Here is a 13113-nt window from a genome sequence, read left to right on the forward strand (position 1 = left end):
GCCGTGGAACCCGTGGGGATGGCCGGGCAGGCCGGCCGGGTCGGCGCGAACGACCTGGCCGACCTGGCTCACTGGGTGGGCGTCGCCTCCGTGTCGTCCGACGCCCGCCGGGCCGATGACGTACGGCGATCCGCCCGATGGCTGGCGCGGACCATGAGCCGGACCGGGTTCCCCCGTGCGGAGGTGTGGGAGACGCCCGGCCTGCCGGCCGTCTACGGCTGCTGGCCGGCCGCCGATCCGGACGCCCCGGTCCTGCTGGTCTACAGCCACCACGACGTCCATGCGGTCGAGCCCTCCGAATGGCACGTCACCGCGCCCTTCGCACCGCTCCGGCGCGACGGGCGTCTCTACGGGCGGGGCGCGTCCGATGCCAAGGGGCAGATCATGTGCCACCTGTGGGCCCTGCGTGCGCGCGCGGGCCCGCGCTCGGCGCCGCCGGTGACGGTGAAGTACCTGATCGAGGGGGAGGAGGAGATCGGCTCCGTGCACATGGCCGATCTGCTGTCGGAGCACGCCGCCGACCTCGAAGCGGACGTGGTCATGGTCTCCGACTCCATGCTCTGGTCCCTGGACGAGCCGACCGTCTGCGTGGTGGTCCGCGGGTCGGTCACCGCCACCCTCACCGTCCGCGGAGCCCGGCGCGACCTCCACAGCGGTGCGGTGTCCGGCGCCGCCGCGAACGCGGCCTTCGAGCTGTGCCGGCTGCTGGACCTCCTCGTCGACGGGTCCCGCCGCATCACCCTGCCCGGTTTGTACGACGCGGTGGCCGACCCCGGAACCGTCCTCGCAGGACTGGACTCCCTGCCCTTCGACCTGACGGCGTGGCTGGAGGACACCGGTACGTGCGAGGCCGCCGGGGAAACGGGGTTCACGGTGCCCCAGCGGCTGTGGACCCGTCCCTCCGCCGAGGTCGCCCGCCTCACGGCCGGGCGCACCGATGCTCCCGCTCTCGGACTCATCCCGGCGAGGGCCAGTGCGGACCTGCTCTTCAGGCTCGTACCGGACCAGCGGGCCGACCGGGTCGCGGACCAGCTGCGCGCCTGGCTGGACGAGCACCGCCGACCGGGTTTCACCTACGACCTGGAGGTGTCCTCGACCGTCTCCGACCCGTACCGGACGCCCTCCGACCACCCCGCGCTGGCGGCCCTGACACGGGCGGTCAGCCATGCCTACGGAGCCCCCGCCCGGTACATCGGCAACGGCGGGGCCACCCCCGCCGCCCAGCTCGCCCGCGCCTGCGACGCGCCCGTGCTCTTCTTCGGGACGGGACTGCCCGGGGACCGCTGGCACGCAGCCGAGGAACGGGTGGAGATCGAAGCACTGCGCCTCGGCGTCCGCACGCTGGCCTGTTTCCTCGGAGAGCTGGCCTCTGAGCCCGCCCTGCGCGGGCCCGCGCACGGACGCGGAACGTCCCCGTAACCGGCACATACAGGTTGGGGGGGCCGCCCGGTTCGCCGGCACGGCAGGGGGCACGCGCAGGGTGAGGAGCACGGCCACAGCGGGCCCCCGCTGGGCACCGACAGGGCCGAGCGGCAGCCCCGTCCCCAAGGAGGCGTTCATGAGGGCACTCACCTGGCACGGCAAGCGGGACGTACGCGTCGACACCGTGCCCGATCCCACGATCCACGACCCCGACGACGTGATCGTCAAAGTCACCACGACGGGCCTGTGCGGCTCGGACCTGCACCTCTACGAGGTGCTCGGAGCGTTTCTCGACCCCGGCGACATCCTGGGCCACGAGCCCATGGGCACCGTCGTGGAGGTGGGCCCCGACGTCACCTCGCTGAAGGCCGGCGACCGGGTGGTGGTCCCCTTCAACATCTCGTGCGGCTCGTGCTTCATGTGCGACCGGGGCCTGCAGTCCCAGTGCGAGACGACACAGGTCCACGAGCACGGCACCGGAGCCTCCCTCTTCGGCTACACGAAGCTCTACGGGCAGGTCCCGGGCGGGCAGGCCGAGTACCTGCGCGTCCCGTTCGGCAACTCCCTGCCCATCCAGGTGCCGGTCGGACCGTCCGACGAGCGTTTCGTCTACCTGTCCGACGTCCTGCCCACGGCATGGCAGGCCGTCGAGTACGCGTCCGTTCCGCCGGGCGGCAGCGTCGCCGTCCTCGGCCTGGGGCCCATCGGGGACATGAGCTGCCGCATCGCCGCTCACCGCGGCGCCGGTACGGTCATCGGCATCGACCTCGTTCCCGAACGCCTGGAGCGGGCCCGCAGCCGCGGCGTCCACACCCTGGACGTCCAGGACGGCGGCGACGACCTGGTGGACGCCGTACGAGCCCTCACGGGCGGGCGCGGCCCCGACGCCGTCATCGACGCCGTGGGCATGGAGGCCCACGGCAGCCGCATGGCCGCCGCCGCGCAGGGCATGACCACCCGCCTGCCCGACGCCCTGGCCGCGCCCTTGATGAAGCGGGCGGGCATCGACCGGCTGTCCGCGCTCCACACCGCCATCGACCTCGTTCGCCGCGGCGGCACCCTGTCGGTGTCCGGGGTCTACGGAGGCGCGGTCGATCCGCTGCCGCTGCTGACGATGTTCGACAAGCAGCTCACCCTGCGCATGGGCCAGGCCAACGTCCGGCGCTGGGTCGACGACATCCTCCCCCTGCTCGTCGACGACGATCCCCTCGGCGTCGACGACTTCGCCACGCACCGTTTGCCCCTCGAGGAGGCGCCGGACGCCTACGAGATGTTCCAGAAGAAGCGGGACGGCGCCGTCAAGGTCCTCTTCAAGCCGTGACCGCCTGAGCACCTGAGCACCTGACCAGTTGGGAGAAACGATGACCACGAAGCACACCCCTGCCGCCCCGGAGCCGGACGGGGACGGCGTACCGGGCAAGCCGGGACCGGTGTCCCCGCCCGTGGCCGAGCCGGCGCAGCCCGCGGAGCCCTTCCCGGCGAAGCCGGACCAGGAAGGGCCGGAGACCGTGAGCCCCACCGGGCAGGCCACCGGGGTGGAGCAGGCGCGCACGGCCCAGAGCGGCGCGTACCTCACCACCGCCCAGGGGGCCCGGCTCCACGACACCGATCACTCGCTGAAGGCCGGCGCGCGGGGGCCGGTCCTGCTCCAGGACCACCATCTGCGCGAGAAGATCACGCACTTCGACCACGAGCGGATCCCGGAGCGTGTGGTCCACGCGCGCGGCGCCGCCGCGCACGGCGTCTTCCAGGGCTACGGCACGGCCTCGGAAGTGACGCGTGCCGCCTTCCTGGCGAAGGACGTGGAGACTCCGGTGTTCGTGCGGTTCTCCACCGTCCTCGGATCGCGCGGTTCGGCCGACACCGTGCGCGACACGCGGGGCTTCGCGACGAAGTTCTACACCGACGAGGGCACCTTCGACCTGGTCGGCAACAACATCCCGGTGTTCTTCATCCAGGACGCGATCAAGTTCCCCGACATCATCCACGCCGGCAAGCCCCATCCGGACCGGGAGATCCCGCAGGCGCAGAGCGCGCACGACACGTTCTGGGACTTCGTGTCCCTGCACACCGAGGCCACCCACCACACCCTTTGGAACATGTCCGACCGGGGGATCCCGCGGTCGTACCGCATGATGGAGGGCTTCGGCGTCCACACCTTCCGCCTGGTCAACACGGCGGGTGACACCGCTCTGGTGAAGTTCCACTGGAAGCCGAAACTGGGCGTGCACTCGCTGGTCTGGGAGGAAGCCCAGCTCATCAACGGTATGGATCCCGACTTCCACCGCCGGGACCTGTTCGACGCCATCGAATCCGGTGCGTTCCCCCAGTGGGAACTGGGCATCCAGGTCTTCCCCGACACCGCGGAGCAGACGTTCGAGGGGATCGACCTCCTCGACCCGACGAAGATCGTCCCGGAGGAGCGCGCGCCGGTCCAGCCCGTCGGGCTCATGACCCTGAACGCCAACACGAAGAACTTCTTCGCCGAGACGGAACAGGTCGCCTTCCACCCCGGTCACCTCGTCCCCGGCATCGACGTCACCGACGACCCGCTGCTCGCCGGCCGGCTCTTCTCCTACCTCGACACCCAGATCAGCCGGCTCGGCGGGCCCAACTTCGGCCAGATCCCGATCAACCGGCCGCAGGCCCCCGTCAACGACATGCTCCGCGACGGCATGCACCAGACCGCCGTCCACACCGGCGTCGCCCCTTACCGGCCCAACAGCCTCGACGGTGGCTGTCCCTTCCTCGCCGGAGGCGACACCAGCGCCTTCGTCGAGACACCCGTGAAGGTCCCCGCGGCCAGCAAGGTCCGCGAGGCGCCCGCATCCTTCTCGGACCACTTCTCCCAGCCGCGGCTCTTCTGGCTCAGCATGACCCCGCCTGAACGCGAACACATCATCGCCGCCTACACCTTCGAACTGAGCAAGTGCTACGAACAGGCCATCAGGGAACGGATGCTGACCGTCCTCGCGAACATCGATCCGCAGCTTTGCGAAGGGGTCGCCGCGGGCCTCGGCCTGCCGGCCCCGGACGCCACCGTCCCGCACGCCGCGGTGGACCCCAGCCCGGCCCTCTCACAGCTGGGACGGACCTGGCCGACCGACGGCCGTGTGATCGGCATCGTCGTCGACGCCGCGGCCGACCTGGACGGCGTGCGGGCCGCCCGGCAGGCCGTCCTGGACGCAGGCATGGTGCCCCTCGTCGTCGCCCCGACCGGCGGCACCCTCCATTCCGGCGGCGACCCGATCACCGTTCGGCGCACCTTCGCCACCGCCCGCTCCGTCGAGTTCGACGCCCTCCTGTTCGCCGGCGTGCCCCTGGCGGGCGCGGACGCGTACGGTGCCCGCGACGCCAAGGCCGGTACGGCCAGGCCCCCCGAAGCGCCCGACCCGCGCGTACTGCTGCTCCTCACCGAGGCGTACCGGCACGGCAAGGCCATCGGCGGCTGGAACGGCGCGGAGCGGCTGCTCGACGCCGCCGGCCTCGATGCGGACGGTCCGGGCATCGCACTCGGAGAGGACGGCGCGGCGGTCGTGGAGAGCGTCGCCGCGGCCCTGGCCGAGCACCGGGCCTGGGACAGGTTTCCGGCCGAGGCCTGATCCCGGCGCGGGACGGGGGTGAGCGGACGGGGCAGGCACAGTGAGCTGGAGGCACAGTGAGCATGCGGACACGCGACCGGCCCCTGAGGGGTCGCACCGTGGTGGTGACCGGCGCCGCGCGGGGACTGGGAGCCGCACTGGCGCGGGCCTTCGATGACCGGGGCGCCCGGCTGGCCCTGCTGGGATTGGAGGAGGCGAGCCTGGAGCGGGTGGCCGGGACACTGCGCCACGACACCGCCTGCTGGAGCGTCGACGTGACCGATGACGCGGCCATGGCGGCCACTGCCCGCAAGGTCCGCACCCGCCTCGGGCCCGCGTCCGTGGTGGTGGGCAACGCGGGCATCGCCGAAGGCGGACCGTTCGCCGATTCCGACCCGCGGACCTGGCGCCGCGTGATCGAGGTCAACCTCATCGGCAGTGCCACGACCGTGCGCTCCTTCCTGCCCGATCTCTTCGACACGCGCGGCTACTACCTCCAGGTCGCCTCCCTGGCATCCATGGGTGCGTCCCCGCTGATGAGCGCCTACTGCGCATCCAAGGCCGGCGTCGAGTCCCTGGCCCAGGCACTGCGCGCCGAACTGGCGCCCCACGGTGTCGCCGTCGCGATCGCCTACATCAACTGGACGGACACCGACATGATCCGGGACGCCGACCGTCACGCCGTCCTGCGGGAACTGCGCGCCCACATGCCGCCACCCGCGCGCAAGGTGTATCCGGCCGAGCAGGTCGCGGACCGACTGGCGACCGCGGCGGAGCGCCGGAGGCCGACGGTGTACGTACCCGCCTGGCTGCGGGCCGTCCAGCCCGTGCGTGCCGCCCTGCCGGCCCTCGTCACCCGGGTCGCCCGCACCGAACTACCCCGCCTCGAACGTGCCGCGCCCTTCGGGGCCACTGGCCTGCTGGGTGCCGGCGGGCGCGCTGACGACGAACTGCGGGATTCCTGAGGAACGCCGCTCCCGGACGACGGCACCTGGGTGGGCCCCCGTTCATGCGTCCGGTCCGGACGGTCCGGCAGGACCGGAGAGGAGGTCCTCCGCCGCGCGCACGGCCTCGTGCGTGGTGGGACGGCCCATGAGCACGCACAGCGTGTAGGTGACGTCGTCCATGGCCCGCAGGGCCGCCGGGTCGTCGGGGGCAGCGGCCAGGCGTGCCCGGCAGGCCCGCAGCCGGTTCAGGACCTCTTCGGTCCGTGCCCGACTGGGCACGAGGGCGGTTCCGCGGGTGTGCCCCACGGGCGCGGCCCTGCGGGCCGCTTCGACCGCGTGGCGCAGGGCCCGCTCGACCGGGGCGGGCAGGGGCGTGCCGTGGGAGGCGGCCGTCATCGCGGCCGCCAGGCTGTGCACGGTGGTCCGGGCCAGGTCGGCGGCCGCGGCCAGGATCCCCCTCGCGTCACGGGCCGAGCACGGTGTGGCGGCCATCAACGTCCCCACCGCCCACGCGGTCGTCGGCGCTGCCGGCGGACACCCGCCGTCCTGTCCGGCGGCCACGGCGAGGGGGAACGGGTCGGAGGGTGTGGCCATGGAGGTCCCTTCGGTCGGTCCAGGCAGCAGGAGGAGGAGGGGGCCACAGCACGGGCGCCCACCGGAGTCATGCCCTGGATCGTCGCGACCGGCACACCCCGCGCCGGTGCGACACCCGCTCGCGTCGAGGCATTCAGCGGTCCCCCCGAAGGGTGCGTTCGGCTGTCTCCGTGGAGGAGGATGGAAGGAGCGGGCTGTGGCTGGAGGTGAGGCACCGTGGATCCGGTCCATCCCCAGGACGGCGAAGGACCCGAGAAGGGATCGTTCCCGGGGGGCGGCCGCGAGTACGGGCGCCTGAGCGAACTCTTCCTGGGAGGCCTCGACGGATCGGCCGCCGAAGGAGCGCCGGCCGCTCTGGCGAGGGCCTGCGTCGATCTCATGGACGTCAGCGGGGCCTCGGTCTCCCTGCACGGGGACGCGGACGTCCGCAGCCTGTGGTGGTCCAGCGACGGCGTGGCCAGCCGGCTGGCGGAGGCCCAGTACACGCTCGGCGAGGGCCCGTGCCGCACCGTGCTGGAACAGGCCGCGCCCGTGTTCGCCGCCGACCTCACGCGGGGACCGGACGCCGGCCGATGGCCGCTGTTCGCCCAGCAGGCCGTCGAGCTCGGCGTGCAGGCCGTGTTCAGCCTGCCGCTCGGCAGCAGCGGCCTGGCGATCGGCACCCTCGACCTCTACCGCGACCGGCCCGGTCCGCTCACCGAGCGGGACCGGTCCCTCGCCTTCCCCGCGGCCGACGCGATCACCACCGCCCTGCTGGCGCTCCAGGCACAGGATCCCGGAGCCGGGACCGATCTGGACGGGTCGTGGCTGCACGCGGCCGAAACCGATCATGAGGAGGTTCACCAGGCCACTGGAATGATCATGGTGTATCTCGGGGTCGATCCCCAGGATGCACTGGCCCGCCTGAGGGCTCACGCCTTCTCCCACGGACAGTCCGTGACGGAGGCGGCTTTCGACGTGATCGCCGGGAGAATCAGGTTCCATGACTAGGCCCGCCCCCCCATGGACGGCTGGAGCAGGGAAACGGTGACACCGGCATGACCACCACCCGAGAGCAGCAGCTCACCGAGGCGTTCGTCGCGCTCAGCGACACCCTCGGCGACGATGTCGACCCCCTTGTCCTCCTCGGACACCTCGTCCGGCACAGTGTCGCGCTGACGTCCGTCGACGCAGCCGGCGTCATGCTCGTCAACTCACGCGGCGGCCTGCGGTCCGCGATCACGACGGAGCACGCCGCCGAACTCACCGAAATCTGGCAGGCCGAGACCAAGCAGGGCCCCTGCATCGACGCCTTCACCACCGGCGACGCGGTGCACGCCCCGGAGCTGGCGTCGCACGAGGAGCGCTGGCCCGTCTTCACGCCGCTCGCCCGGGCGGCCGGCTACCAGAGCGCCCACGCCCTCCCCCTGCAGCACCGCGGGCACGTCATCGGCGCGCTCAACCTGCTGGCCCACCGGCCGACCGCCCTCACGGACGCCGACAACGCCCTTCTGCGGGCCCTGGCCGACGTCGCCACCACCGCGGTCCTGACCTGGGAGCGGCACCCGAGGACATCACCCTGCGCACGCAGACGGCCCTGGCCGGGAAAGCGGTCTTCGACACCGCCAGCGGGATGCTCGCCGCCACGGCCGACATCACCCCGCCCGAAGGCGCCGACCACCTCTACGCCTACTCCCGCCGCCACCACCTTCGCCCCACCGACGTGGTGGACCAGCTCGTACGCCGCACCCTCGACCCCCACACCGTCCTGGCGCCATGACGACCGTGCCGTATGGGCGAGCCTCAAGGCGAATGGCGGCCCGGTTGGCCAGGATGACGGCCAAACGGGGGGGCTCGTACGCCCACCGCTGTCGTGAGGAGAACGCATTGATCAGCATGGACGCCGAAGCCCGCGGTCACACGCTCCTGGTCGGACTGGCCGGGGCCCTCGACGAGGGAGCGGCCCCGGTGCTCCAGCGGGCGCTGGACCACCTCCCGGCCGAAGCACGGGTCCTCATGATCGATCTGCACCGGGCGACGTCCATGGACCCGGCGGGTCTCCTCCACCTCCTCGACCTGCACCGGCGCGGGGAATGCCTGGGCCTGCGCGTCCTCGTCGTGGGATGGCAGGACCAGCCCCAGCAGCTCCTGGCCGAGATCGCCGGCCTCACCGGGCCCGGCTCCCTGGCCGGCGAGCGCTACGCTCTGGCCGGCTTCCGCCGCCTGATCGGCGAGCGCGCCCAGCGGGCCCAGGACCTCGGGGCCGCCGAGAAGTCCGTGACCTGCCGCTGACGGGGGCTCTGCCGCGCCGCGGACGATCACCGCGGCCCGGACCGTTCGCCCGGCGGCCGCTTGCCCGACAGCCCCGGCCGGGCCCAAAATCGTGTCGAGAGACGTGTCGTCGGGACACCCCGTGGACGGACGGGGCGGACCCGGATGGCGAGGTGAGACGCCATGAACCCGGCTTTCCGCATCGCGGTCAGGCGCTACGGGACGACTCTGTGCCTTGCTCCCTCCGGAGAACTGGACCTGGAGAGCTGCCCGGCCTTCGGCCAGGCCGAACAGCTGGCCGACGCGGACACCACGGCCGTGAACTGCACCATGGCGGGCGTACCGTTCATGGACCTCAGCGGCCTGCACTGCCTTCTCACCCTGGCCGGGCACCTGGAGGCCCGCGGTGTGGCCCTGGCCGTCTACGACTGGCAGCCCCAGCCCCGGCGCCTGCTCGACGTGGTCCAGCACCTCAGCGGCTTGCCCGAAGGCAGGGCCCGAGAACGTCAGGCAGCGGCCGCCGCACTGCGCGGTCTGCTGAACTGCCGCGCACGGGCAGGACGCGAGCAAGGCACGCACGAGGCCAACGGCGCGTACGTGCCCTCCGGTGCGGTGGCGGGCCGCAGCCGCAGACCGGGCTCCTTCCGTACCCCCGCCTGACCACCTCCGCCAGCCGTCGCGGCGAAATGGCATTACTGCCGAATTACCGTGACGGGAATTCATGCAGTGATTATCGCGATGACGTTGATGACGTTAAATACGGAAAAGCAGCCATGCCATGAGGCGGTCGAAGGAGTCGAAGGGGTCCTCGTACGGATGTGAGGCGGCCGGCCGAACCGTCGGACGGGTCCTCTCCCGGGTCCCTTCCGCGGACGGCCGAAACGGCCTCGCCGTAGTCCCCGGCGCGGACCGCACGCGGACGGGGATCCGCACCCGGTGGCCGGCGGCGGCCTGCCGCTCCCGATCGCGTTCGGCGTCGTAGGCGGTCCGCCGCAGCGGATCGTGCAGGGTCCGGTAGGCCTCGATGACTTCGGCCAGTTCGCCCTCGGCCACCGGCCCGCCCGGGCGGGTGTCCGGGTGCAGGGCGCGGATCAGCGCGCGGTAGGCGCTGGTGATCTGCTGCGGGGACGCCTCCGCGGGGAGTCCGAGGACGGTGTAATGGTCGCGTGGCGGTCGCGAGCCGCCCATTTCCCTCACCTCCACCATGACCGGCACCTCTCCTCTCCCACCCGTGATAAAGCCGGTCCGCAATGTTGTCAAGGTGACCCTGGATGGGTATTCGACTGTGAGGAGAAGGTCGCAGCCGAAGGGAGGCGACGGACATGATTACCGAGATGGCATTGGAACGGGCGGAATTCACGTGCGGCCGGTGCTGGCACCAGTGGAGCATCGACTACGACGTCCAGCAGTACCGCGACGAAGAGGGCGGAACGTGGGAGTACTTCTCGCGCGACGGCCTTCCCGTGCCCTCCCCGTACACGCCTGCCGGCGCCTCACCGTGCCCGGCGTGCGGTCGGCACTGGGTGGGCCGGCTCCTGGCCCGCCGGGTGATTCCCGCAGCACCCGGAGCGGCGGACACCCCGCGCGAGAGGGTCGCCGACACCGCTGGTCACCGGCCCGAACGGCAGGGCGCACCCCTGCTCGGCGCCACCGAGCACATCCAGCCGGAACAGCTCGGCATGCCCGCTCAGCGGCCCTCCGCGCCGACGCCCGGCTGATCATCACCTCTACCGGCCCGGCGCACGCCAGGCCGGTACGCGTACCTCAGGTCACAGCACTGGTTTGTGCTTCCTCCCGGTCGGGCGGCTCGCTCACCGTCACCTGGGCCGGGCGCAGGAGGTGCTCACCGACCCGGTAGCCGCGGCGCAGCACGGTGGTGCAGGTGGGCCGGTCGACCTCGTCGGACCGCTGGTAGGAGATCGCTTCGTGATGGGTGGGGTCGAAGGGTTCTCCCGGGGCCCCGACTTCCTGGAGGCCGAGCGTGGCGAGCTGGGTTTCCAGCGCGTCGGCGACCGCGCGCAGGCCGGGGTCGAGGTCGCCGTGTTCACGGGCGCGGTCGATCGCGTCCAGGACGGGCAGCAGCCCGGCCAGGACGTTGGCGACCGCGATCTCCCGCACCGCGAGACGGTCGCGCTGAACCCGCTTGCGGTAGTTGTCGTATTCCGCCTTCAGGCGCTGCAGATCGGCGGTGCGTTCCGCCAGCTCGCTCTGCGGAGCGGTGCTCCCGGCGGCGGGGGCGCCGCCGGGGGAGCCTGGTCCGGCGGCGCCGGTCTGCGTCTGCTCGGGACCACCGCTGTCGGCTGCCCTCAGCTGCAGGGTGACGGGGTCGATGCGCCGCTTGTCCCTGATCACGACCGGGGGCTGCTGCTTTCGCGTTCCGTCGGAAGCCTTCGGCAGGCTCATCGCGCCTCTCCCTTCGGGCTGTCCTCGTCGACGATCTCCGCGTCGACGACATCTTCATCCGCACCACCGGACGATCCGGGGTCGGACGCTCCGGCACCGGATGCCTGACCGTCACCGCCCGCGGCGGCTCCCTGGGCGGTTTGGTAGAGGGCGGTGCCGATCCTCTGGGCGACGGCACCGGCGTGCTCCGTCGCCGTGCGGATGGCGGCCGTGTCCTGCCCCTTCAGCTTCTCCTTCAGGTCCCCGATCGCCGTCTCGGTCTCGGTCTTCAGATCGGCCGGGATCTTGGACTCGTTGTCCCGCAGCAGCCTCTCCGTCTGGTAGACGAGCTGTTCGGCGCTGTTGCGGGTCTCGGCCTCCTCCTTGCGGCGACGGTCCTCCTCGGCGTGCTGCTCGGCCTCGCGGACCATGCGGTCGATGTCCTGGCGGGGGAGCGAGGAGCCGCCGGTGACGGTCATCTTCTGCTCCTTGCCCGTGCCGAGGTCCTTGGCCGTGACGTGCATGATGCCGTTGGCGTCGATGTCGAAGGACACCTCGATCTGCGGGACGCCGCGCGGGGCCGGCGGCAGGCCCGTCAGCTCGAACATGCCGAGCTTCTTGTTGTAGGCCGCGATCTCGCGCTCGCCCTGGTAGACCTGGATCTGCACGGACGGCTGGTTGTCCTCGGCCGTCGTGAAGATCTCCGAGCGCTTGGTCGGGATCGTGGTGTTGCGCTCGATGAGCTTGGTCATGATGCCGCCCTTGGTCTCGATGCCCAGGGACAGCGGGGTCACGTCGAGGAGCAGGACGTCCTTGACCTCACCCTTGAGCACACCGGCCTGCAGCGTCGCGCCGATGGCGACGACCTCGTCCGGGTTGACGCCCTTGTGGGGATCCTTGCCGGTCAGCTCCCTGACCAGCTCGGTCACCGCGGGCATGCGGGTCGAGCCGCCGACGAGGATGACGTGGTCGATGTCCGAGACCTTGATCTTCGCGTCCTTGACCGCGTTGTGGAACGGCGCCTTGCAGCGCTCCAGCAGGTCGGCGGTCAGCTGCTCGAACTGGCTGCGGGTGAGCTTCTCGTCCAGGTGCAGTGGGCCCTCGGCGGACGCGGACACGTAGGGCAGGTTGATCGTCGTCTCCGTGGAGGAGGACAGCTCGATCTTCGCCTTCTCGGCGGCCTCCCGCAGACGCTGGAGTGCCATCTTGTCCTGGGACAGGTCGATCCCGTAGGCGTTCCGGAACTGCTTCACGAGGTGATCGACGATCTTCTGGTCCCAGTCGTCGCCACCGAGGTGGGTGTCACCGTTGGTGGACTTGACCTCCACCAGCCCCTCGCCGATCTCCAGGAGCGACACGTCGAAGGTGCCGCCACCGAGGTCGAAGACGAGGATCGTCTGGTCGTTCTCCTTGTCCAGGCCGTACGCGAGCGCCGCGGACGTCGGCTCGTTGATGATGCGCAGGACTTTCAGGCCCGCGATCTCACCGGCCTCCTTCGTGGCGGTGCGCTGCGCGTCGTTGAAGTACGCCGGAACGGTGATCACGGCGTCCGTGACGTCCTCCCCGAGGTAGGCCTCGGCGTCGCGCTTCAGCTTCTGCAGGACGCGCGCGGAGATCTCCTGAGCCGTGTACCGCTTGCCGTCGATGTCGCCGGACTCCGGGAAGCGCCAGTTCGTCTCGCCGACATGGCGCTTGACGGACCGCGCGGTCCGGTCGACGTTCGTGACCGCCTGCCGCTTGGCGATCTCTCCGACGAGGACCTCTCCGCCCTTGCCGAAGGCCACGACGGAAGGGGTGGTCCTGTTTCCCTCGGTGTTGGTGATGACCGTGGGCTCGCCGCCCTCAAGGACGGCGACGACGGAGTTGGTCGTGCCCAGGTCGATCCCGACTGCGCGTGCCATCATGCGCTCCTCTCGGATCAAGAACCTTCATCACTT

General features: G+C 71.5%; 13 protein-coding genes. 9 read left to right on the top strand and 4 right to left on the bottom strand.

Annotated elements, in window-relative coordinates; genetic code table 11:
- Nucleotides 1–18: 18 nt before the first annotated feature.
- The 4 genes from AC07DU_RS13385 (at nucleotide 19) to AC07DU_RS13400 (ending at nucleotide 5968) form a co-directional block, all read left to right on the top strand.
- Entirely contained in the window at nucleotides 19–1419 is a 1401-nt protein-coding gene (locus AC07DU_RS13385) for a M20/M25/M40 family metallo-hydrolase (RefSeq protein WP_479111334.1), read from the top strand.
- 139 nt (nucleotides 1420–1558) lie between these two features.
- Nucleotides 1559–2743: a zinc-dependent alcohol dehydrogenase gene (locus AC07DU_RS13390; RefSeq protein ID WP_360903399.1), complete on the top strand. Its 1185-nt coding sequence runs from the start codon at nucleotides 1559–1561 to the stop codon at nucleotides 2741–2743.
- A 40-nt stretch (nucleotides 2744–2783) separates the two neighbouring features.
- Entirely contained in the window at nucleotides 2784–5024 is a 2241-nt protein-coding gene (locus AC07DU_RS13395) for a catalase (RefSeq protein ID WP_479111336.1), read from the top strand.
- 62 nt (nucleotides 5025–5086) lie between these two features.
- Nucleotides 5087–5968, top strand: coding sequence for an SDR family oxidoreductase (locus tag AC07DU_RS13400; protein WP_479033496.1), 882 nt, complete (start codon nucleotides 5087–5089; stop codon nucleotides 5966–5968).
- A gap of 42 nt (nucleotides 5969–6010) precedes the next feature.
- Here AC07DU_RS13400 and AC07DU_RS13405 read toward each other — a convergent pair whose 3' ends face one another.
- Entirely contained in the window at nucleotides 6011–6544 is a 534-nt protein-coding gene (locus tag AC07DU_RS13405) for a DUF5133 domain-containing protein (RefSeq protein ID WP_479111338.1), read from the bottom strand.
- 216 nt (nucleotides 6545–6760) lie between these two features.
- Between AC07DU_RS13405 and AC07DU_RS13410 the strand changes: the two genes are divergently transcribed.
- The 4 genes from AC07DU_RS13410 (at nucleotide 6761) to AC07DU_RS13425 (ending at nucleotide 9454) form a co-directional block, all read left to right on the top strand.
- Nucleotides 6761–7534 (top strand): GAF and ANTAR domain-containing protein, encoded by a 774-nt coding sequence (locus tag AC07DU_RS13410; protein ID WP_479111340.1) that lies wholly within the window; start codon nucleotides 6761–6763, stop codon nucleotides 7532–7534.
- A gap of 47 nt (nucleotides 7535–7581) precedes the next feature.
- Entirely contained in the window at nucleotides 7582–8400 is an 819-nt protein-coding gene (locus tag AC07DU_RS13415; RefSeq protein WP_479111342.1) for a GAF domain-containing protein, read from the top strand.
- Between the two features lie 19 nt (nucleotides 8401–8419).
- On the top strand, nucleotides 8420–8815 hold the full coding sequence (locus AC07DU_RS13420) for an STAS domain-containing protein (RefSeq protein ID WP_360903438.1): 396 nt from the start codon (nucleotides 8420–8422) through the stop codon (nucleotides 8813–8815).
- Nucleotides 8816–8977: 162 nt separating this feature from the next.
- Nucleotides 8978–9454, top strand: coding sequence for an STAS domain-containing protein (locus AC07DU_RS13425; RefSeq protein ID WP_479111344.1), 477 nt, complete (start codon nucleotides 8978–8980; stop codon nucleotides 9452–9454).
- A gap of 93 nt (nucleotides 9455–9547) precedes the next feature.
- Here the strand turns inward: AC07DU_RS13425 and AC07DU_RS13430 are convergent, their stop codons facing one another.
- Nucleotides 9548–10000, bottom strand: a complete 453-nt coding sequence (locus AC07DU_RS13430) for a J domain-containing protein (RefSeq protein ID WP_479111347.1) — start codon at nucleotides 9998–10000, stop codon at nucleotides 9548–9550.
- 116 nt (nucleotides 10001–10116) lie between these two features.
- Here AC07DU_RS13430 and AC07DU_RS13435 point away from each other — a divergent pair, with 116 nt between their 5' ends.
- Nucleotides 10117–10512 (top strand): hypothetical protein, encoded by a 396-nt coding sequence (locus AC07DU_RS13435; protein ID WP_479033514.1) that lies wholly within the window; start codon nucleotides 10117–10119, stop codon nucleotides 10510–10512.
- 46 nt (nucleotides 10513–10558) lie between these two features.
- On the opposite strand, the gene grpE is transcribed toward AC07DU_RS13435, so the two are convergent.
- Complete coding sequence (grpE, locus tag AC07DU_RS13440; RefSeq protein WP_479111348.1) at nucleotides 10559–11197, bottom strand: nucleotide exchange factor GrpE; 639 nt, start codon at nucleotides 11195–11197, stop codon at nucleotides 10559–10561.
- Nucleotides 11194–13077: a molecular chaperone DnaK gene (gene dnaK, locus AC07DU_RS13445; RefSeq protein ID WP_479111606.1), complete on the bottom strand. Its 1884-nt coding sequence runs from the start codon at nucleotides 13075–13077 to the stop codon at nucleotides 11194–11196. The genes grpE and dnaK overlap by 4 nt, the downstream gene beginning before the upstream one ends.
- Between the last annotated feature and the right edge of the window lie 36 nt (nucleotides 13078–13113).

It is taken from the genome of Streptomyces sp. NPDC045695, assembly GCF_056432025.1.